Origin of the sequence: Zhongshania sp., assembly GCF_041623545.1 — a bacterium.
Taxonomy (GTDB): Bacteria; Pseudomonadota; Gammaproteobacteria; order Pseudomonadales; family Spongiibacteraceae; genus Spongiibacter.
Genome location: NZ_JBFJWS010000034.1, coordinates 1 through 20,603 on the forward strand (window position 1 = coordinate 1; position 20,603 = coordinate 20,603).

The window sequence follows — 20,603 nt, forward strand, 5'->3', positions numbered from 1 at the left end:
AGGGATGACGCTCGGCATTGCGGCGCGCACGCGTTAATGTCGCGAGGGCCTCTTCCAAGCGACCATTTTCCACCTGCATTTCGGCTTGGGTTAGCGCCACGGCAATGCTGGCTTTATTGCTGGTTTGCTCTGCCAAACCCAGATAATGGCGACTGCCCGATACATCACCCAAGGCATGACTAGCGCGAGCGGCCAGCAGATAATTTATTAATGGGGTCTCAGTATCTTTGGCAGAGTCAGTTAGCAGTTTTCGCGACTTAGCCCAATTACCTTCGATAAAGGCAATCATGCCTAGGGTAGTATGGCTGCGACCCCGCACGGCTTTACGATCTGTCCAAAAGGAACCAATGCTGTCGGAGACTTTAGCGCCTCGGCGCAAGCTCATAAATATCAGCAGCACCAAAATCAAGAATACCGTTAATACTGCCACGCCGACCCAGATCGTCATTTCAACCGTGGTCTGACCGTAAGCGATCAAAATATAACCCGAATCTTGCTGGATCGCCGCAGCTAAACCCGCAGCGAGCGCCAAGGCCAGCAATACCGCAATGAAAATTTTCATTTACGAACCTCTTGCTGCCAGCGATGACTTTTTAAATACACTTTCAAGCTCCGCAAAGAGCCGGAAATATCGGCCATTTCAGGACTAACGGGCATATCTCGCACGGTGTTAATTTGCTTTAGCAAGCCTTCACGGTGATCATCGAGCTGGTAATACTCCTGCAACCAGGCCGCGGCCTTATCCAGTGCACGTTGATATAACACGGGGCGATTAGCGACTAAGGCCATTTGCGCTTGTTCAAACATCAAACGTAAACTCGCCCGCAAAGCCGCCTCCTGTTCTGGCGCCAATTGCGCTTTAAAGTTTTGATCATGGTGGCGAATACGAATATAACTGCGCAATTTAGCCCAGGCTTGGTCCAAACCACTTTGTAGACGCTGCTGCCACTCATCAGACACTTCTTCCGACTCTTCAGGAGTATAGCTGGGCGCTTTATATAGCTGAAGCTTACTCGCCTCAGCAGCCAAACCCTGTAGCGCCAGATATACGCCTTCAATGTCGACATCGGCACTGTTTTGTAAGGCGCTAATTTCCTTAGCCAGCTCCGCACGCACAGGGTGTAAGGCCGTGTCGTCTAACTCCCTTAATATTGCGTCGGCATTGCTCAATAATTGCGCCGCCGCTCTGGGATCATGACTCAGTTGCGCACGTTGATTCGCCAAGCGAAGTAAATACTCCACTTCAGCGAGCAACCAATCCCTTCTGTCGACAGTCGTGAGCGACTGCAATTTGGTTTCTATCTCTTGGCTGCGACGACTCAGCGCGCTCAGCTGACCACTGCTCTCTAAGCGCAATTGGGCCAGCGCCTCGCGCTGTGCAGCCAAGCTTGCCACCAGTTCGTCCTGCGCTGTAGCCAGGCTCCGCAGCTCAGACTGTAAACTATTGGTCGCCGATGCCTCCGTCGTCGCCAACAAATACTCCTGCTGGTATAGCCAAGCTGACAATGCCAGCGCCAATACTGCAATCAATAACGCCAGTAATGCTATTACGACACCCGTACGCTTTGGCTTTGCAGGTTCAGCTTTTTGCGTGGCTGATTGTGGCGGTTCTGGTGGTGGAGCCGGCTTATTTTCGGGCGGTTTACTCACCGCGGGTTCTGGCGGCACCGGGGCCGCAGCAGCTGGTTCAGCAATAGGGTCTTTTTTATCTTCCGGTTTATCACCGCTCATTATTTTCTCTCTGCTCAAATTCACTGTTTAGAGGTGTTCTTCGCATTTTTCTCAGTCGTCGATCTAATGACTTACATAGTGCTTTAGCGCATCTAGAGTCGCCGCTGCCCCGGCATTCTCGGCCTGAACCACCTGCTCAAACCCCAGTGACGCTGCCAAAGCAGCGACCCGCTCACCCGGTACAAGTACTGTATAGGTATGTGCCATGTCACCCAGCAAGGAATTAAAATAGTGCAAGGTCTCTCCGCTGTTTACGCAAACGATATTTATCTGTTCTTTTAGCAGTAAATCCTGAAATTGGCCACGATCAAGCTTCGGGCTACTGCGTTGATAACATTCAGCATAGTCTACCTGAGCGCCTCGTGCCGCAAGCTGCTCTGCCAAATACTCACGGCCACCGAGCCCTCTTACTATAAGTATTTTCTGGCCTTGTAGTTGCAGCAAGGCTGGGGTAGACAGCAAACTTTCGCTGTTCATAGCGAGGCTATCAAACGATTGAACCTCGACATCCCTTGCCGCCAAGGCCGCCGCGGTGGCGGTACCAATCGCATATACCTTTACGCCAATTGGCCACTGGGGCCAAAATTGCTCAATTAACGCCATTCCATAGTTGACTGCATTCACGCTGATAAAAATCAAATATTGGTAGCGGTCCAAATCCATAAATTGCTGCCGGCAACGCTGCAATTCAGCGCCATGACGGCTCGGCGACAGCGGTGTGATATTTAGCAAGGGCTTGGTCAGCACCTGGGCACCTTCACCCCGCAGCGCCGCCACTAGCTCGCCGCTGCGGTCTGCGGGTCGAGTAACCAATACCCGCAGGCCACTGAGATCAGGCCGGTTTGTTGTTGCCATACACTGCCTGCAAAATCGCGCCCGCGCCTTGCGCCAGCAAGTCTTCCGCAACCGCTATACCCAGCGCTTCGGCCTTACTCTTCGGCCCCCGCGCCTCAGCGGTGAGAATGTTGCCACCGCTGGGCTCACCCACTAAAGCCCGCAACCAAAGTTGATCTGGGTCCGCGGGATCAGCGATCGCATAGCCTGCAATAGGCACCTGACACCCCCCTTCGAGGCGACGATTCATCGCCCGCTCGGCCATGACCTGGGTTGCGCTGACACTGTTATGCAGGGGCCGTAACAAGGCATTCACACGGTCATCATCAATGCGGGTTTCAACGCCGACTGCGCCCTGACCACAGGCGGGCAGGCTGGTCTCAACCGGCATAAACGACGCGATACGGGCCTGAAGTTTAAGCCGAATTAGGCCCGCCGACGCGAGGACAATCGCGTCAAACTCGCCGTCGTCGAGTTTGCGCAAGCGCGTTTGCACATTACCGCGCAAACTGGAGATCTGAAGATCAGGCCGCAAAGCGCGCAGCTGGCACTCCCGGCGCAGGCTTGAAGTACCGACGCGCGCGCCCTGCGGCAGGGCTTCAACCGTCTCAAATTGATTGCTGACAAAGGCATCGCGGGGATCTTCACGCTCGCAAATAATTGCCAAGCCCAAACCCGCTGGGAATTCCATTGGCACATCTTTCATCGAGTGCACAGCAATGTCAGCACGGCCTTCAAGCAAGGCTTGCTCAAGCTCCTTAACAAATAGCGCTTTGCCGCCAATTTTTGACAAGGGCGAATCGAGCAATTGATCACCCCGGGTAGTCATTCCCAGCAACTCAACTTCTAAGCCCGGATGGGCGGTTTGTAATTCGGCTTTAATGAATTCCGCCTGCCAAAGAGCCAGCAAACTTTCGCGGGTGGCGATGCGGATAATATTGTCGGACATAAGTCATTCCGTAAGGCAAGGTAAGCACCCATGATACGCCAGCGGCGGCGCCGACAAAACCATTAAGGTCGCGGTGATCATCTAACTTGACCCTCGCGCGGTGATATTGAATAATCGGGATCGCTGTAGTTGTACCGAAAATGGAATTTCGAGCTTATCGTCGACCTAATGTGGCAATGAGCATTTACTTAAGTGAATAAAGACTCAGCAGACAATGATGAACCTATTTGCCATGCTACGGAATGTAGCTGCTCGCCTCGTATCCGCCACGTCAAGTCAACGCTCCTGCGCAGCACGTCAAACTTGCAGGAAACGCGCTCGCTGCCCGGCCACCGCTAAGCCACGCCCAAAGGCGCTCGCGGTCCAGCAGGGCACCAGTCTAATTGAAGTACTCGTCTCCCTTGTAATTGTCGCCATTTCGGTGCTTGGCGCGGCCAGCCTACAGGTCAACGCCCTCAAATTTAATACTGCGGCAAAAGACCACGCAGCCGGGAGTATTCTGGCTTACAACATTATCGACCGGATGCGCGCAAATCGCGGCGCCGCTTTAAACGGCAGTTATGATATTGATCTCGACGATGACGCCCCCAGCGGCACCGCCCTACCTGCGACTGACCTACAACAGTGGCTGAATGCGCTGAATGAGCGTCTTCCAGGCGGTGATGCCAGTATCAGTCGTAGCAATCAGACCTTCACTATTACGGTTCAGTGGCAAGAAGCGCGACTCAAGACCAGTCGCGAAGCCAACGCCGCGAGTACCGAAAGCTACCGCTTTGTGACAGAGCTATGAAAAACACCACAATGTCCTCTACAAGGCATACTCAAGGCTTTGGTTTAGTGGAGCTAATGATTGCAGTGACCCTCGGCCTGTTACTCACCGCAGCCACCATTCAAACCGTGCTATCGGCCAGTTTAAGCCAGCGCCTGCAGTCGGGTGTTGCCCAAGTACAAGATTCGACTGACTACAGCTTTCAGCTACTCAGTCGAGATTTGCGGATGGCCGGCTATATCGGCTGTCCGTCCATTGATGAAGCCAATATAAACCTTATTGCAGCCAACCCGCCTACCGACGTTCGCCTCAGCGCAAGTGAATTTATTGCAGGGCAAGACAATGTCAGCGTCTATCCTGACGACGAGGATGACGATGACGAAGGCGGCGGCGAAGACGATCAAGGCGAAAATAACAGCGAGGACGGAGCCAGCGAAAACGAACTAAATATACTTACGAGTAGTGACACCATTACCGCTAGCTGGGCGGACGCCAAGGCCGCATCAGTGCGAGAGGCAATGGCTTTAGTTAGCGACGATATAGAATTAGCTAGCAATCCTGCAAATTTGACCGCCGGTGATTTCGCCATTATTTCTGACTGTGTGTCTGCAGACTTATTTGTTGTCACCTCGGTTAGCACCACCAGTGACGGAGTCACGATTGGTCACGGCAGTGCAAAAACTACCACCGCCAACTTAAGTAAAGCCTATGGCGAAGACGCCGAAGTTTATGGATTTTCTTCCGCCCGCTATGAAATAAAAAATACCGGCCGCACCACCAGCAGCGGCGATGCCGTGTTCTCACTGTACGGTGCACAGCGCAGAGCAGGTAGTGGTGGTAGCGACCCAGCCTCAACAGAATTAGTTGAAGGCGTGGAAAACATTCAACTGCTGTACGGTCGCGACACCAATAGCAATGGCAGCATCAATGACTATGTTGTGGCTTCTGCGGTAAGTGACTGGTCAGTGGTCGCCAGTGTTCGTATCGAATTATTATTAGCAGCAAATATAGACGCCACCGTGAGCGGCCCGCAAACCCTAAACTTTAACGGAAACACCTTGAACTTCGACGATGGCCGCTATCGACAGGTCAGTACAGCGGTTATTGCGCTGCGGAATCGTCTGCCATGATTCAGGAAATGCAGACACCCAAAGGACAGCAGGGTGCGACCCTGATTGTGACCTTGGTTTTAATGCTAATCATCACTGCAATTGCATCGTCAGCTATGCGCAACGCGACCTTACAGGAACGTATGGCCGGTAATAGCCGCGACGTAAATATGGCTTTCCAAGCCGCAGAAGCGGCGATACGCGACGCCGAACGCCTGCTCGATGCCGGTGCCCTTGGCGTGTTCGACGGCAGCGCTGGCCGCTATTTTCTTTGCGACGATAATATCACCGCCTGTGAGCAACCAGATTGGTCAGACACCTCCTCAACGGGCTGGGTCAGCGTTAGCCCCAGCTTGAGCGAAGTGAATCGTCAACCGGAATACTATATCGAAAAATACCCCGCCATCCGCGATGAAGACTCCGCCTACGACGCGGATATTGCACTCGACGATTTGGAGTTCTATCGCATTACCGCAAGAGGCTACGGACTCAGGGACAAAACCACTGCCGTAATTCAGGTCAATTTCCGGCGCCAGTAAAGCACTTCACCGATGATAATACCGCCAATTTTACAAGGATCGTACGATGGCTAGCAGACAAATAAGCTATTACCGAACACTTGCCACCACTTCTTATTTTAGTTGTCTATGCCTACTAGCCGTACTGGCTATTGCCAGTAATAGTGCATACGCGAATCACTGTACGATAACCGACACAATAGAACCCCTAGGTAATAGAAATAACCCTCGCAGCCACACCTTTAGTTCAATGTCGCGCATTGAGTCGGTGACGTTACTGCGCGTAAGGGGCGACAATGCCTGCCCAGCAGGAAGTTATTCTTATACTGACAATATTCTATCAACCGCGGCGGGCTGTCGCGGCGACTTTCGGGTTGTCGGTCTGCGTGCCAATTGCAGCAACACCCACGCCCTGCAAATTTCATCGGTACCGCTGTATATTGCCCAATCTAGCCAGCCAAATATTATGTTTTTACTGGATGATTCGGGCTCCATGCATTTTGAAATAATGCCCGACAAAAATGTATTTTTTACAGAAAATAACGGCGCCGTAACTTATCTCTACCCCCGAGCAAGCGGGGTCTACGGCAGTAGTGATTACAGCAATCACGTCGCCACCGTCGACGGCGACAAAGTATTCAATGCCATTACCCGCTCTCCCCAGCAGAATACTATTTACTACAATCCCGGAGTCACCTACACCCCGTGGATTAAATCTGATGGAACAAGCTACCCAGCCGCGTCGCCGAGCTGCGCCCTACACAATCCTATTAATACCGGCACCGGTGCGAGCAAATGTCGCGATTTAACGAGTATCAACAGTAATTACAATAACAATACTTGGCACAGCTGCAATAGCAGTGGGAGCTGCTCCGCAAGCAGCAGTAACAAAAATTTTTGGCCCGCACTATATTACTGGTATAGCGGCGACGACCCACGGGATTTAAATAATTACTCCCGCACAGAAATCCGCTCCTCAATAAGCACCTATAGCGGTCATGACAGAATAAATCGCAGTGACTGCGCAGACGCGGAAAATAGCAATTGCAGCTATGCCGAAGAGATTCAAAACTTCGCCAATTGGTATACCTATTACCGATCGCGGATCCTCGCGGCAAGAGCCGGTATCGGCTTCGCTTTTGCACAGCAAGGTTCCAATATGCGGGTTGGCTTTGGCACCATTAATAAAGGCGATAGCGCGGTCGACACCATAGACAGCAAAGCGGTGAGTCGCGGCGTGCGGACGTTTTCCGGCGCCGATCGCGATAATTTCTTTAACGATTTATATACCCGCGATATTCCCGCAGCGGGAACACCACTGCGCCTCGCACTGGATGCCGCCGGCAAGTATTTCTCAAGAAGTGACAACCGCGGCCCCTGGGGCAAGAGCCCCGGCAGCGACGACAGCACGGAACATCTTTCCTGCCGGCGCAGCTACACCGTGCTCACCACCGACGGCTATTGGAGTGGCGGCGATTCCTACGATGCCGACACCGCGAGCGCCCGCAGTAATAATGATGGCAATGATGGCGATGAAATTACCGGTAGTGTTGATCAAACTTATACTTACACAGCGGCATCACCGTTTACCGACGAAGCGAGCAATACCCTAGCCGATGTGGCCATGTACTACTGGAAGAATGATCTGCGCCCAGACCTGGCCAATGAAGTCGTTACCACGCCGAAAAATCCCGCGTTCTGGCAGCACATGACGACTTTTGGTGTTGGCCTAGGGGTTACCGGCACTATCGATCCAGCCAGCGCTTTTGCCGCTATCGATGACAGCGACACCTCGATTGCTTGGCCAGATACTTCGCCATCCACTCAAAACTGTGCAGACAATGTTTGCCCAGCCCGCATCGACGATTTACTCCACGCCAGCGTAAATAGCCGAGGTGGCTTTTTCAGTGCTACCAACCCCAATGCATTTGCTGCCGAGTTGGCGTCAATTCTCCAAGCCATTGCCGTTGAAACTCGCTCTTCGGCCTCGTCAACCGCAACCAATTCCACACGCTTAGAAAGTAACTCTCGCGTCTATCAAGCGAGCTTTGACTCCAACGACTGGTCTAGCCAAATCGTTGCATATAGCCTCACAAGCACCGGCGCGCTTGATAGCGAAGTGTGGAACACCAGCACTCCAGGGCTTATCCCCAGCGCCGCAGATCGTGCTATTTTCACCGGCATTGGTACTGGCAACAGCATTAGTACCAGCGCCACCAATTTTACTGAAGCCAACTGGGATTTACTCACTGACTTTCAACAGAATGCCTTACAAGACAGTGGCACAGTGGCTCATGGCAAAAACGTTCTCAATTGGCTACGCGGCGATCAAAGTTTAGAAGGCACAAACGGGTTTAGAACTCGCGAGGTCATACTTGGCGATATTGTTAACTCATCACCCATTTTTGTCGGCGATCACAATAGCAATAATTTCGGCTTTAATGCTTTGCCTGGCACCGAGGGCAGCAGCTATTTTGCTTTTCAAAATTCCGATTCCGGTAAAGGCGGCAGGCAGAAAATGCTTTACGTCGGCGCCAACGACGGTATGCTCCATGGCTTTAATGCCGACACCGGCGCCGAAGTTTTTGCCTATATTCCCATCGGGGTGTATGAAAACTTGGCGCTACTTAGCCATCCCAGCTATGAGCACCGCTATTACGTCGATGCCTCGCCCCGCGTCAGCGACGCCTACCTATCCGGCAGCTGGAAAACCATCTTAGTCGCAAGCACTGGCGCGGGTGGGCGCTCAGTGTTTGCTCTCGACATTACTGATCCAGACAATATGAGCGCAAGTAAATTTCTCTGGGAATTCAGTACTGCTAATGATGCCAACGATAAACTGGGCGTAGCCTTAAGTGAGCCGGTGATTGCTCGCGTAAAAGCAGGGAATCAATGGGTCGCCATTTTCGGCAACGGCTTTAACTCTAATGACACAATTAAACTCTTTGTCGTTAACTTAGCGACAGGTGAACTAATCACCGCGATTGATACGGGCTATAGCGGTGATAATAACGGTCTCGCCAGCGTAGTGCCCTTAGATATAGGCGGCGATAAAATAACGGACTACGTCTATGCCGGCGACCTGCAAGGTAATCTGTGGAAGTTTGATCTTAGCACTGACCTCGCCGCGGATTGGGATGTTAGCCGCGATAGCAATAACGAGCCACAACCGCTATTTGTTGCCACTGATGCCAATGGCAATCGCCAGCCTATTACCACCCGTCCGGTAGTAGGCAAGCATGCCTCAGGCAGCCCTATAATTTTATTTGGCACCGGCAGTTATTTCACCGTCGCCGACGGTATAACACCCAGTAACCCACAAATTCAAAGCTTTTATGGCATTCGCGATTTAGGCGCAGCAGTAAGCCGAGGCGATTTATTAGCGCAATCAATTGAATATCAAGGCAGTGGCAGCTTTGAAAATAGTGGCGACACCATCACTCGCCAAGTACGCACTGTGAGTAATAACCAAGCCAGTGCCAGCGACTTTCCCGGCTGGTATATTAATCTTATTCCGCCAAACAGCACTTCTGGCTATGGCGAGCGCTCGGTCTCGTCACCCTTGCTACGAGACGGCCGTATTATTTTCAACACGATTATCCCCGACAGTAATGCTTGCCGCCATGGAGGTAAAAGCTGGTTAATGGAAATGGACGCCAATAACGGAGGCCGTTTTGACTACTCTGTCTTTGACCTTAATCGCGACCGCGATTTTGACACCGAGGACTACATTGAATTGAATAGCGTACCCACCCCAGTAAGCGGATTAGGCTACGAAGAGTTAACTGAAACGCCTAGTGTCATCCGCAGCACAAATAGTGAGACAAAATATATGGCGAGTTCCAAGAACAATACAATTACGGAAGCCGAGAAAGCCTCTAGTAAACTCGGTCGCCAGTCATGGCGCCAGCTCCAGTAATGTCTTTCACACTTTGCGATTTAATCTAGCCCGCAGCGCCGGCAAGTGCCGTCGGCTAATCTGCGGGCCTTGCGCGATGCCCTGCATGCGCACTCGGTATCCGCCTACGCCGACGCGTTCAATGCCCTGCAAATAGGCTAATGCGACTAATGCATTGCGGTGGATTCGCACAAATTGATCGGCAAATTCTTCTTCTAATTCCTTCAAGCTTTCGTCCAGCAATAATTCACCCTCAGGATGGACTGCCGAAACATATTTATTGTCAGCATAAAAATACCGTACCGCTGACACCGGCAACAAGCTCATTCCTTGAATACTGTTCGCGCAGAGTTGCTGCCGCGGACCCGTTTCTGCCTCGCTCGCGCTCATCTCTGCCAAAGCTGATAACTGCGCCTGATTTAACCGTGATAAGCGAGAAAAGACTGCGGCGAGCTTGTCGCGCTGTATCGGCTTTAACAAATAACCCAATGCATGGGTTTCAAATGCGGCCACTGCGTATTCGTCGTAGGCAGTGCAAAACACCACTGCCGGTGCTGGATTAAATTCGCCAAATCGCTTCGCTAGATCTATGCCGCTCATGCCGGGCATAGAAATATCAAGTAGCAATACATCGGGTTTACAGCGTTCAAATTCCGCTAAGGCTTGCTCAGCATTCCCCGCTTCACCAACCACCACAATATTATCTAACTCTGCCAACAAGCGCGCCGCGCGCTGGCGCGCCAGTGGCTCGTCGTCAACTAGCAGTACCCTCACCGCGCCATTGCCCTGCGTTCATAAGCCAATGGAAATGATGCATGAGCAGTATAATGACCGCCTTCCCGCGTCGCGTTGAATTTAGCCCGATCACCAAACAGGGTCTGTAGCCGCAAACGAATATTTTCATTGGCCATGCCATTTCCCGCAGGTGTCTCACCGTTCGCCGGCAGAGGGTTAATAATATCAATTTCAACCATTTCGCTTTTAAGCCTAGCCTTTACCACCACGGTGCCGCCATCTGGCAGCTGTTGAATACCATGCAAAATGGCGTTCTCCAATAATGGCTGCAATAGCAAAGATGGCACTAGCACCTTGTCGCCGAGCTCCGCCTGCTGCCAATCCACTTTAAGGCGATCTCCCAGCCTGGCATTTTCAATACGCAAATAACGCTCACACAAATCCCGCTCATCCACCCAGGGCACCATGCTCATGCCGCCCTGCAGATTAGCCCGAAACAGCGCCGCCAAATCTTCGACTGCCTGCTCCGCTTTCACGGGCTCGACACTGATTAAGCTACTAATACTATTGAGGGTATTAAACAAAAAGTGGGGACGAATCCGCGAGTGCAAGGCATCGAGACGGGCGTGTAAAATACTCTGCTCACGCAAGCGGAACTGCAGGCTAAGATAAGCATAGCGCATGCCCACACCAAGAATTAGGCTGGCCACCGCAAGGTTGTCGGCAATCTGCCAAAAATCGATATTCCACACTTCACCCTGCATCACCCCGCTCGCCAGCCATTGGGCGACCACAGTAACCACCGTGACCCAACACAAACCAATAACAAAGCTAATGCCAGCGGTGTAAGCGGTACTGGTGCGCTCAAAATACGGCTTGCACCACGTCAAAATTGTCGCCGCGCCCAGTAAACACCAAATGATGTACATACCGGACAGGCCCAGTAAAAACCAATCAAAATTCTGCAAACCCGATTTCAATATGGTCAAGGACAGTGACAGGAGCACAGCCAGCAAGACAATTAACAATAGTGACTGTGGGCTGAGAAGGTCACCGATAAAAGATATTCGGCGAACTCGGTAATCCAGAGGTTTATCTGCTTCGCGTCGTTGCACAATGCCTGCCTATGTCAAAATTTAGCTGGAAAACATTGAGCATAGCAGGCAAATGCCAGAGCGCATATTCAAAAAAGAGTGCGGATACAATCAGTTAATTGGATAAGCGGTCCAGCCTTCAGTCCACATCACATTCACGCCCGGTCGAAACGCGCCACGATAATTCGCCGCCTCATCCCAAAACTCGCCCTGGGGAATTGCCTGGGCTTTATTTCTGGCCGGCGAGCTCGCCGCGAGGCGGTAGTCGTGGTCGCTTTCACTCTGTAGACGGTGAATGAATTGCGGATCATTCCCTAGCTCCGCCTTCGCACCGAAGTAGGCGGCCTCGTCAAAGCCACCGTCATCATCTTGATCGCCCACTTCCTGTGCATAAAAACTGTGGCCGTCGCTACCAATATCGGCCAAAAGCAGGCCAGCAAAACTCAATTTGCCCTCGTTAATACGCGCAACCGTACTGGCGTCTTTGACATCGACAGCCTCCCCCGAGAAGCCCTCTACGACCATATTGTTAAAATGGCCACCGGTCCCTCTGCGCAAGGTCATCGCGCGCTGGTGCTTCTCACCGCTTTGCATACTTTGCAGGGTAATATTATAAAAAGTCGGTTCCGATATCGGTTCGGCGTCGTGATTGATCTCATTGTTATCCGCTTCAAAAGCGTTATCGCCCACGCCCGGATACTGCTGCACTTGCATAAACTGCACTCGGCCAGTCCAGCCCATATCCCAGTCTAAAGAATCATCCGCCGCGCCGGTAATCAAAATATGACGGAGGTCCACGTTACCGCCAAAAATTTCAATACCATCATCAAGTGCCCGATGTACCTGCACGTTGCGAATAATCGTTTTACTGCCGCAACCCCCTAGCGTTAGGCCATTTAGCTCGTTATTGGCGTAGACCTCGAAACCCGCAAATTCAATCCGGGCAAACTCGAGCACCCCACAATTGGCGCTAGCATCGACGCCGCCAAACATGCCACGCGTATCACCGGCATCTAAGCCTTCTATTTGCGCATCGGCAGTATTCACTGGCGCATTCCCCAATAAAACCACGCCACCCCAATCGCCAGCACTGCGCTTGCCAGCAGCCATATTACTGGTAAAGACTATTGGCGCCCGCGCCGTGCCCCGCGCCAAAATGCTACCGTCGCGAGTCACTAATAAAGCGCTGCCGCTACGGCCTTGCACCACGGTGCCAGCTTCAATAACCAAACGCGCGCCAGCTTCAACATAGACAATACCGTCAAGCACCCAAGTTTTGTCTGCCGTCCACAGCTGCTCGCCGTGAATAGAGCCACTCACTATTTTAGTGCCGCTATACAGGCTTTTCAGATCTTCACTAAAAAAGCCAGCACCAACAAAGCCGCCAAGTATCAGTAACGTGAAAACCAACAATAACTTACCTAAGGGCCTAGCCTTGGGCTCGACGACTTGTTTAAAACCAATCGTTTCCGCAATATCTGGGTTCATGCTGGCAACTCGGCGGTCGTGGCGACCTTGGGTAAGTGCCGTATTGATATTAATCCGGCGTAAAGCGACGCCCAGCTCGCGAATTTCCATATTGCTGCTCACGGCGGCCTGCTCTATTAATTCTTTGCGGTAAGCGGGATCATTTAACAGGGTATTGAAGTGAATATAGCGCACGCCCTTGTCACCCTGCTTGTCGTAGCTCAACTTCAGCTGCCAAAGCATTTCCACTAATTTAGCGCGGGGGGAACTGACGTCATTCATTGCTCTTCCTTGGGTATTTGGCCGATTTTCAGGAAAAACAGTATGGCGAGGAGATATGACAACGTTATTACATATCGCCTGCACAGGCGGTCGCCCGCAAAGCTGCTATAATGGCGGCTTTTCAGCCACTGCTGACTGCTCGGCGCAGAGCCATAGGGGAGCGGTCACAGCCAAGCGACAGGAACTACAGCGCAATGAGTGACAAAGATCCAAGCATTAAACCCTGGGGCGGCCGCTTTACCGAGGCCACCGACCAGTTCGTAGAGCGTTTTACGGCCTCAGTCAGCTTTGATCAGCGCCTGTATCACCACGACATCAATGGCTCACTAGCCCACGCCGCTATGCTGACCAAGGTCGGCGTACTCAGCACCGATGAGCTCAGCAAAATTCAGCAAGGCTTAGAAGAGATTCGCGCCGAAATCCTCAGCGGGCGCTTCGAGTGGTCGGTCAGCCTCGAAGACGTGCACATGAATATTGAAGCCCGTCTCACCGACAAGATCGGCATTACCGGCAAAAAGCTGCACACTGGACGCTCCCGCAACGACCAAGTCGCCACTGATATTCGTCTGTATTTACGCGATGAATTGGCGCTGATCGTTACTGAACTAAGCCGCCTACAGCAGGGTTTAATCGAGCTGGCTAAACGCGAAGCAAACACCATTATGCCGGGCTTTACCCACTTACAAACGGCCCAGCCGGTGACATTTGGCCACCATATGCTGGCCTGGAATGAAATGCTGGAGCGGGACTTCAGCCGCTTCCAAGACTGCGCCGCCCGCTTAAACCAGTGCCCGCTGGGCGCAGCAGCGCTAGCCGGCACGACGTATCCCATCGACCGCCACTACAGCGCCGAATTGCTCGGCTTTGACCGCCCAACCGAAAACTCACTCGATTCGGTCAGCGACCGGGATTTCGCTATTGAATTTGCCGCCGCCGCCAGCCTACTCATGACCCACATGTCGCGCTTCAGCGAAGAGCTGGTGTTGTGGACCTCGGCGCAGTTCAAATTTATTGAGCTGCCAGACCGCTTCTGTACCGGCTCGTCGATAATGCCTCAAAAGAAAAACCCCGATGTACCTGAGCTTATTCGCGGCAAGGTAGGTCGCGTAAACGGTCACCTGATCAGCTTGCTCACTCTCATGAAGTCGCAGCCGCTGGCCTATAACAAAGACAATCAAGAAGACAAAGAACCACTCTTCGACATTATCGACACGGTTAAAGACTGCCTAAAAGCCTACGCCGATATGGTGCCGGCGATTACCGTCAACGCCGACGTAACCCGCGAAGCAGCCATGCGTGGCTTCTCTACCGCCACCGACCTTGCCGACTACCTAGTCCGCAAAGGCCTGCCCTTTCGGGACGCCCACGAAGTGGTCGGTAAGTCAGTTGCCTACGGCATAGCTGAGAACAAAGACCTCTCAGAAATGAGCCTTAAAGAGCTACAAACCTTTAGCACCGATATTGAACAAGACGTGTTTGACGTACTGACGCTGGAAGGTTCAGTGAATGCACGAGACCACATTGGCGGCACTGCGCCTAAGCAAGTATTGGCTGCGGCTGAGCGGGCGTTGGCGCGGCTAAATCTTCGGGCTTAAGATCGCAGCGGAGCGTCACCTTGCTGGCGCTCTCGCATCCTGTCCGCTAAGACTCCTTAACTTCATGGGCGGGAATTAGATCTGTTATATCTGCCCCACGCAGACGCATTGCTACCGTACAAAAGGTATTGCCGGGGCTTGCTTGCGACGACAGCACAACGAACTGTCCACCGGCTTTTTTCACTACCTCACGATCAAACTGCATCATTCTATAACAGGCGTTTACATCCCCTGTTGCACGAAGTGGGCACGGCGTATGAATTTCAGCAATCACTGTATCCGCCGAAATCTCCTTAATTGGAACTTGCTTCGATGAAGGAAATCCGCGCTGCCACTGTCTGCCGAGGTCGGCCAAATTCTTCGCTTCGCGAATACCCTTTGATTTTATCGTCGCCTTTGCGATCCCGCTCATAAATGCGCTTGTGATGGGGTTTAGCGACTCTTTTGTTGCCATCCACGCCGACGTTGCGAGCACAGCCTGAACCGAATGTTTGATGAGATAATTTTTAATTTTCATCACATACCTCAACTTTATTTCCAGTTCCGGTCAATGTAATACCATCGCGAAGCGAGTGATATACCAAAACGGGTAACAGAATGCGCCACTGCTACCCGCCTGTGACTCTACATAAGACAATATAATCTTATTCCTGCAGTACAAGATATTGTATTCAACTCGTTAAAGGAGCCTGTCATTGGCACGCTTATAGAGGCGCCGAAGTTATTGAAAATAATTCTTATTTGGCTTTGAAAGTTGCCACCCCAACCGTTACATTACTGGGCTAAAGCAGGATTTTAGCGCGGCATGGCATTCTGATTTATTTCCGCTATTTCACTATCAGGCGCGCACCATTTAAGGGAGAAACACACCGATGTTCGGCGTTGACCACAAGCATTATATTTCGACCTATTTGCCTTTCGCGACGGTGTGCCTATTCAGCTTGGGTTTGATTGCCTGCCAGCCCGCTCCCGAGACCGCCGCCAAAGCCCGCTCCGCTGCTCCGGTCAAAGTACAGGTTTTACAATTAGAGACCGTGCAAACTCGGCTCCAGGCACTCGGCAGTTTAATTGCCAAAGAATCCGTCGATATCAGCAGCACTGTCACCGAGAAAATTCAACACCTGCATTTTAGCGACGGTCAGCAAGTCACGGCGGGGCAACTATTGGTCACCTTGGAGCAGGCCGTAGAAGCGGCGCAACTAAAATCTGCACAAGCGGATTTAGCCGAGCACGAGCGTGAATTGCAGCGTTTACACGGTCTATTGGCCAAGCAATCTGCCGCCCAAACCGAATACGACCAACGGCAATCAGCAAAGCTTCGTGCTAGCGCCAAAATTGCGGAGATTACCGCCCTAATCAACGAGCGTAATATTCGCGCGCCATTTAGCGGTGTGCTTGGCTTGCGCGAACTTAGTCCCGGCGCCTTGCTTAGCCCCGGCACACGGATTACCAGTCTCGATGATATCAGCGTCATGCGGCTAGAATTTGCGGTCCCCAGTCTCAACATCGCCGCCGTCGCGGTGGGCCAGGAGATCGTCGCCCACAGCGACGCCCTAAAAGAAGATTTCACCGGCCAAATTACTGCCATTGACAATCGCATTGACGCCATTAACCGCAGCTTAAAAATCCGAGCGCAAATCGCCAATCCAGATGGTCGCCTCAAACCGGGTATGTTAATGCAGCTCAACCTTATTACGGCTGAGCGCGAAAGCATGTTAATACCGGAATCTGCTGTTCAGAGCGTGCAATTAGAACACTATGTATGGTTGATGGATAAGGAAGGTAAAGCCCAACAGCGTGAGGTCGAAATTGGTATTCGTAAGCCTGGCTTTGTGGAAATTCGCAACGGCCTAGCAGTTGGCGAACAGCTGATATATGAAGGTATCGGCCGGCTTCAGGCCGGAATGCCCGTCGCACCACAGGGAAGTGAATAATTTATGCTGCTCAGCGATACCGCTATAAAGCGACCCGTCTTTGCCGTTGTCCTTAGCCTACTGTTACTCGCTTTTGGCCTACTTGCCTTTGAGCGCCTACCGTTGCGGGAATACCCAGATATAGATCCACCCGTGGTATCGATACGCACCAGCTATACTGGCGCATCAGCCGAGGTCGTGGAGTCGCGGGTTACGCAAATCATCGAAGACCGCATTGCCGGTATCGAGGGCATTAAAACCATAAATTCGAGCAGTCGCGACGGTTTTTCGGCGATCAATATCGAATTTGAGTTAACGAGAGATATCGACGCCGCCGCCAACGATGTGCGCGATCGCGTGTCGGGCTCTCTCGCTAGCCTTCCCGACGAAACCGATACCCCAGAAGTGCGCAAAGCCGATGCCGACGAGCAAGTTATTTTGTGGCACAACCTCACTTCCCAGCGCCACACTCCTGTTGAGCTCGCCGACTATGCTCAGCGCTATTTGGTTGACCGTTTTGCCGTACTAGACGGTGTTGCAAGCGTGCGCATCAGTGGTGGTCCTGCTTACGCGATGCGCATTTGGATAAACCGCGAAGCCTTGGCGGCGCGACAACTCACCGTGGCCGACATTGAGTCGGCACTGCGCAAGGAAAACCTTGAGTTACCTGCGGGCACCTTAAAATCAATCGATCGCGATTTTGTGGTCAAGCTCAACCGCCATTACCTCAGCCCCAGTGACTTTGAAAACCTCGTCGTCAAACGCGAGGCTGATGGCTATTTATTGCGCCTCAAGGAACTTGCGAAAGTGGAACTGGGCGCGGTTGAAGAGCGCAATTTTTTCCGGGGCAATGGCGTGCCGATGGTCGGCCTCGGAATTGTTAAGCAAAGCGTGGCAAATACCTTAGCGGTCGCCGAGGCCGCGCGCGCCGAAGCCGAGAAAATCCGTAAAATTTTGCCTGCCGGGGTAGAGTTACACGCTAGCTACGACAGCTCGGTCTTTATATCTAGCGCAATCAGCGAGGTCTACACTACCTTATTTATTGCCGCAGGCTTGGTGGTGCTCGTCATCTTTCTATTCCTTGGTGACTTTCGCGCCATGCTTGTGCCGGCACTGACTGTGCCGATTTCTCTCATTGCCACGTTTAGCGCCTTATACGCCCTCGGCTATACCGTAAATTTACTGACGCTACTCGCGCTCGTATTGGCCATTGGCCTCGTCGTCGACGACAGCATCGTTGTTCTGGAAAACATTCACCGCCGCTTACTCAGTGGCGAATCACCGCTCGTGGCCGCCTATCGCGGCAGCCGCCAAGTCGGTTTCGCGGTGTTAGCCACGACGGCAGTATTAGTTGCGGTTTTCATTCCCATCAGTTTTTTAGAGGGCAATGTGGGCCGTCTGTTTGGCGAGTTTGCGGTCGCCATGGCGGTAGCGGTTATGTTCTCCAGCTTGGTTGCGCTCACCCTGTCACCAGTGGTGTGCGCGTGGGTACTCAAGCGCGAAGCGATACACGGCGGACTCGCCGCCTTCGTCGAACGCCTGCTCCAGAATATGGAGACCCGCTATGGCAGTTTGCTCGAACGCAGCATGCGACATCCTGTTCTGGCCGCCGGCGCGTTACTAATCACTCTCTTGGCCTGCGGTATTCTATTGCAAACAGTACCCGCCGAATTTGCGCCAAAAGAAGACCGCGGCGTTATTATTTTGATGATGCGGGCGCCGGAGGGCTCTTCTTTTAATTACACGACGCGGCAAGTGGCTGAGGTTGAAACTAGGTTGATGCCCATGGTCGAAGGCGGCGATATCAAGCGCTTTTTGCTCCGCGCACCCGGCGGCCGGGGCGGCGCCGACGCCTTCAATGAAGCAACCAGCATTATCGTATTGTCTGACTGGTCCCAGCGTCGTCCCGTTGGCGCCCTCGTCGGTGAAATTCGGCAACGCTTGGCCGACTTCCCCGGTCTGACCGTATTTCCGATAACGCCCCAGTCACTGGGTGGCGGATTTAGCAAACCCGTTGAATTCGTGCTGGGCGGTAGCGATTACCGCGAGCTCGCCAAATGGCGGGATATTCTTATTACAGAGGCACGTAAAAACCCTGGTCTACTCGGTATAGATAGCGACTACCGAGAAACCCAGCCGCAATTGGCGATTAATATCAATCGCGACCGCGCCGCCGCCCTCGGCGTCGACGCCGCTGAGATTAACCGCACCTTAGAGACCCTACTCGGCTCCCGCCGCGTTACGACCTTTATGATGGCTGGTGAAGAATATGACGTTATTCTTGAAGGCGAAGCGGAAAGCCAACGCAGTCCCGAAGATCTCCATAATATTTATGTGCGTTCTGCGAGCACAGGGAATTTAATTCCACTGGCCAATTTGGTCACGATTATTGAGCGCGGCGATGCGCCAACGCTAAACCGTTATAATCGGGTACGCGCTATCACCATTGATGCCAGTCTCGCTGAGGGCTACTCCCTAGGTGAGGCCCTTGCCGCTTTAGAAGCCATCGCCGCTGAGAAAATTCCGGAGGCACTCATCGACTACAAGGGTCAATCACTTGATTACCATGACACCAATGGCGGAATTTACTTTAGCTTTGCCCTAGCACTCCTCGTCGTTTATTTGGTATTGGCGGCCCAATTTGAAAGTTTTATACACCCGTTTATTATTCTGCTCAGTGTGCCACTTGCCGTGGCAGGCGCCTTGTTTGGCCTCTATTTATTTGATCAAAGTCTCAACATCTACAGCCAAATTGCCCTCATTATGCTCGTAGGCCTAGCGGCAAAAAACGGAATTTTACTGGTGGAGTTCGCCAATCAATTGCGGGATCAAGGTTTGGATTTTGACGACGCTATTTTACGCTCCGCTCAGCAGCGGCTGCGCCCGATCGCCATGACTGCGATCACCACGATTATGGGCGCAGTGCCACTTTTGCTGTCGTTTGGCGCGGGGAGTGAAGCTCGTTACGTGATTGGTATCGTGGTGGTATTTGGCGTCGGCGCTGCGACCCTACTCACCCTATTTGTTATTCCCATGGCTTACCGATTATTGGCCCGCAATAGCGCCTCACCACAAGCAGTGGCTAGGCAATTGAGTAAAGAGCTGGCAGCCAGCGAAGACAAAGAGCGCGCCGAATAGGCCCGCTTTCGCTTTAGAGATGCCCTTAAGCGCGAGATCAATATGCGCTGAAAGGACTTATAACGATCGTACTCGGCTTTTCTGCGACGACACTGGAGAAACCTTAGTAGCGTCGACGTCGAGCATACACACTTCTTTGAATAAGCGGTGGGCGGCGGTGTATTCCGTTAGGGCATCTGCCGCCAAAAGAATCGCAGCAGCGGTCCACGTTGGACGCTCATCCGGCCACAGTAAGTCTTCGGCAAATTGATAACCGGTCCAATACTCACCATCGCTATCCCGCCATTGGTGCAACCAGCTATACACGGTTACCGCACGAGCATGATCACCCGCCGCTAACAATGCCATTGTCAATTCACAGGACTCGGCAACAGTGACCCAGGGCTGATCAGACACACAGCGACAGCCCATGCCCTGCTCGACAAATTCGCCCCAGCGTTTTTGTAAGTGAGCACCCGCTTTCGCAGGCGGAATTGCACCACTCAATACAGGGTAAAACCAATCCATAGAGTAGCGGGATTTACTTTCCCAGGTGCGGTCGAAACGCTCTGGCTTTTTACGCAAGGCCTCG

Annotated in this window: 15 protein-coding genes and 1 pseudogene; 7 read left to right on the forward strand and 9 right to left on the reverse strand. The window is 52.5% G+C overall.

Annotated elements, in window-relative coordinates:
• The 4 genes from ABYT30_RS06235 to hemC form a co-directional block, all read right to left on the reverse strand.
• Window positions 1–562, reverse strand: a 562-nt coding sequence (locus ABYT30_RS06235; RefSeq protein WP_373095664.1) for a heme biosynthesis HemY N-terminal domain-containing protein, incomplete at its 3' end; no start/stop codon positions are given.
• Entirely contained in the window at window positions 559–1,731 is a 1,173-nt protein-coding gene (locus ABYT30_RS06240; protein ID WP_373095665.1) for a uroporphyrinogen-III C-methyltransferase, read from the reverse strand. The genes ABYT30_RS06240 and ABYT30_RS06235, both read right to left, overlap by 4 nt.
• A 63-nt stretch (window positions 1,732–1,794) precedes the next feature.
• Window positions 1,795–2,586 (reverse strand): uroporphyrinogen-III synthase, encoded by a 792-nt coding sequence (locus ABYT30_RS06245; protein ID WP_373079217.1) that lies wholly within the window; start codon window positions 2,584–2,586, stop codon window positions 1,795–1,797.
• Window positions 2,564–3,514, reverse strand: coding sequence for a hydroxymethylbilane synthase (gene hemC / locus ABYT30_RS06250; protein ID WP_373079214.1), 951 nt, complete (start codon window positions 3,512–3,514; stop codon window positions 2,564–2,566). Before hemC ends, ABYT30_RS06245 begins: the two co-directional genes overlap by 23 nt.
• Before the next feature lie 214 nt (window positions 3,515–3,728).
• Between hemC and pilV the strand changes: the two genes are divergently transcribed.
• The 4 genes from pilV to ABYT30_RS06270 are packed head-to-tail and all read left to right on the forward strand — an operon-like array spanning window position 3,729 to window position 9,829.
• A complete protein-coding gene (pilV, locus tag ABYT30_RS06255; protein WP_373095667.1) occupies window positions 3,729–4,304 on the forward strand; it encodes a type IV pilus modification protein PilV in 576 nt (191 codons plus the stop codon).
• Window positions 4,301–5,413, forward strand: coding sequence for a PilW family protein (locus ABYT30_RS06260; protein ID WP_373079209.1), 1,113 nt, complete (start codon window positions 4,301–4,303; stop codon window positions 5,411–5,413). The genes pilV and ABYT30_RS06260 overlap by 4 nt, the downstream gene beginning before the upstream one ends.
• Before the next feature lie 8 nt (window positions 5,414–5,421).
• A complete protein-coding gene (locus tag ABYT30_RS06265) occupies window positions 5,422–5,931 on the forward strand; it encodes a PilX N-terminal domain-containing pilus assembly protein (protein ID WP_373095668.1) in 510 nt (169 codons plus the stop codon).
• A gap of 46 nt (window positions 5,932–5,977) precedes the next feature.
• Entirely contained in the window at window positions 5,978–9,829 is a 3,852-nt protein-coding gene (locus ABYT30_RS06270; protein WP_373079206.1) for a pilus assembly protein, read from the forward strand.
• 6 nt (window positions 9,830–9,835) lie between these two features.
• Here the strand turns inward: ABYT30_RS06270 and ABYT30_RS06275 are convergent, their stop codons facing one another.
• The 3 genes from ABYT30_RS06275 to ABYT30_RS06285 form a co-directional block, all read right to left on the reverse strand.
• Window positions 9,836–10,582 carry a LytR/AlgR family response regulator transcription factor gene (locus ABYT30_RS06275; protein ID WP_373079205.1) on the reverse strand — a complete coding sequence of 249 codons (747 nt, stop codon included), beginning with the start codon at window positions 10,580–10,582 and terminating at the stop codon, window positions 9,836–9,838.
• On the reverse strand, window positions 10,579–11,658 hold the full coding sequence (locus tag ABYT30_RS06280) for a sensor histidine kinase (protein ID WP_373079203.1): 1,080 nt from the start codon (window positions 11,656–11,658) through the stop codon (window positions 10,579–10,581). The genes ABYT30_RS06275 and ABYT30_RS06280 overlap by 4 nt, the downstream gene beginning before the upstream one ends.
• A 90-nt stretch (window positions 11,659–11,748) precedes the next feature.
• Complete coding sequence (locus ABYT30_RS06285; RefSeq protein WP_373095669.1) at window positions 11,749–13,386, reverse strand: hypothetical protein; 1,638 nt, start codon at window positions 13,384–13,386, stop codon at window positions 11,749–11,751.
• A gap of 194 nt (window positions 13,387–13,580) precedes the next feature.
• On the opposite strand from ABYT30_RS06285, the gene argH reads away from it, so the two are divergent.
• Window positions 13,581–14,981, forward strand: coding sequence for an argininosuccinate lyase (argH, locus tag ABYT30_RS06290; RefSeq protein WP_373079199.1), 1,401 nt, complete (start codon window positions 13,581–13,583; stop codon window positions 14,979–14,981).
• 46 nt (window positions 14,982–15,027) lie between these two features.
• On the opposite strand, the gene ABYT30_RS06295 is transcribed toward argH, so the two are convergent.
• Complete coding sequence (locus tag ABYT30_RS06295; protein ID WP_373095671.1) at window positions 15,028–15,498, reverse strand: hypothetical protein; 471 nt, start codon at window positions 15,496–15,498, stop codon at window positions 15,028–15,030.
• A 355-nt stretch (window positions 15,499–15,853) separates the two neighbouring features.
• On the opposite strand from ABYT30_RS06295, the gene ABYT30_RS06300 reads away from it, so the two are divergent.
• Both ABYT30_RS06300 and ABYT30_RS06305 read left to right on the forward strand, forming a co-directional pair.
• Window positions 15,854–16,915, forward strand: a complete 1,062-nt coding sequence (locus ABYT30_RS06300; protein WP_373079194.1) for an efflux RND transporter periplasmic adaptor subunit — start codon at window positions 15,854–15,856, stop codon at window positions 16,913–16,915.
• A 3-nt stretch (window positions 16,916–16,918) separates the two neighbouring features.
• Window positions 16,919–20,032, forward strand: coding sequence for an efflux RND transporter permease subunit (locus tag ABYT30_RS06305; RefSeq protein ID WP_373095673.1), 3,114 nt, complete (start codon window positions 16,919–16,921; stop codon window positions 20,030–20,032).
• Between the two features lie 57 nt (window positions 20,033–20,089).
• On the opposite strand, the pseudogene ABYT30_RS06310 reads toward ABYT30_RS06305, so the two are convergent.
• Window positions 20,090–20,603, reverse strand: a pseudogene (locus ABYT30_RS06310) (prenyltransferase); the annotation flags it as partial.

Excerpts from the sequence above, each read along its gene's own strand:
- ABYT30_RS06240 (WP_373095665.1), bottom strand. The coding sequence starts at position 1,731 with ATGAGCGGTGATAAACCGGAAGATAAAAAAGACCCTATTGCTGAACCA.
- ABYT30_RS06245 (WP_373079217.1), bottom strand. The coding sequence starts at position 2,586 with ATGGCAACAACAAACCGGCCTGATCTCAGTGGCCTGCGGGTATTGGTT.
- hemC (WP_373079214.1), bottom strand. The coding sequence starts at position 3,514 with ATGTCCGACAATATTATCCGCATCGCCACCCGCGAAAGTTTGCTGGCT.
- pilV (WP_373095667.1), top strand. The coding sequence starts at position 3,729 with ATGATGAACCTATTTGCCATGCTACGGAATGTAGCTGCTCGCCTCGTA.
- ABYT30_RS06260 (WP_373079209.1), top strand. The coding sequence starts at position 4,301 with ATGAAAAACACCACAATGTCCTCTACAAGGCATACTCAAGGCTTTGGT.
- ABYT30_RS06265 (WP_373095668.1), top strand. The coding sequence starts at position 5,422 with ATGCAGACACCCAAAGGACAGCAGGGTGCGACCCTGATTGTGACCTTG.
- ABYT30_RS06270 (WP_373079206.1), top strand. The coding sequence starts at position 5,978 with ATGGCTAGCAGACAAATAAGCTATTACCGAACACTTGCCACCACTTCT.
- ABYT30_RS06285 (WP_373095669.1), bottom strand. The coding sequence starts at position 13,386 with ATGAATGACGTCAGTTCCCCCCGCGCTAAATTAGTGGAAATGCTTTGG.
- argH (WP_373079199.1), top strand. The coding sequence starts at position 13,581 with ATGAGTGACAAAGATCCAAGCATTAAACCCTGGGGCGGCCGCTTTACC.
- ABYT30_RS06295 (WP_373095671.1), bottom strand. The coding sequence starts at position 15,498 with ATGAAAATTAAAAATTATCTCATCAAACATTCGGTTCAGGCTGTGCTC.
- ABYT30_RS06300 (WP_373079194.1), top strand. The coding sequence starts at position 15,854 with ATGTTCGGCGTTGACCACAAGCATTATATTTCGACCTATTTGCCTTTC.
- ABYT30_RS06305 (WP_373095673.1), top strand. The coding sequence starts at position 16,919 with ATGCTGCTCAGCGATACCGCTATAAAGCGACCCGTCTTTGCCGTTGTC.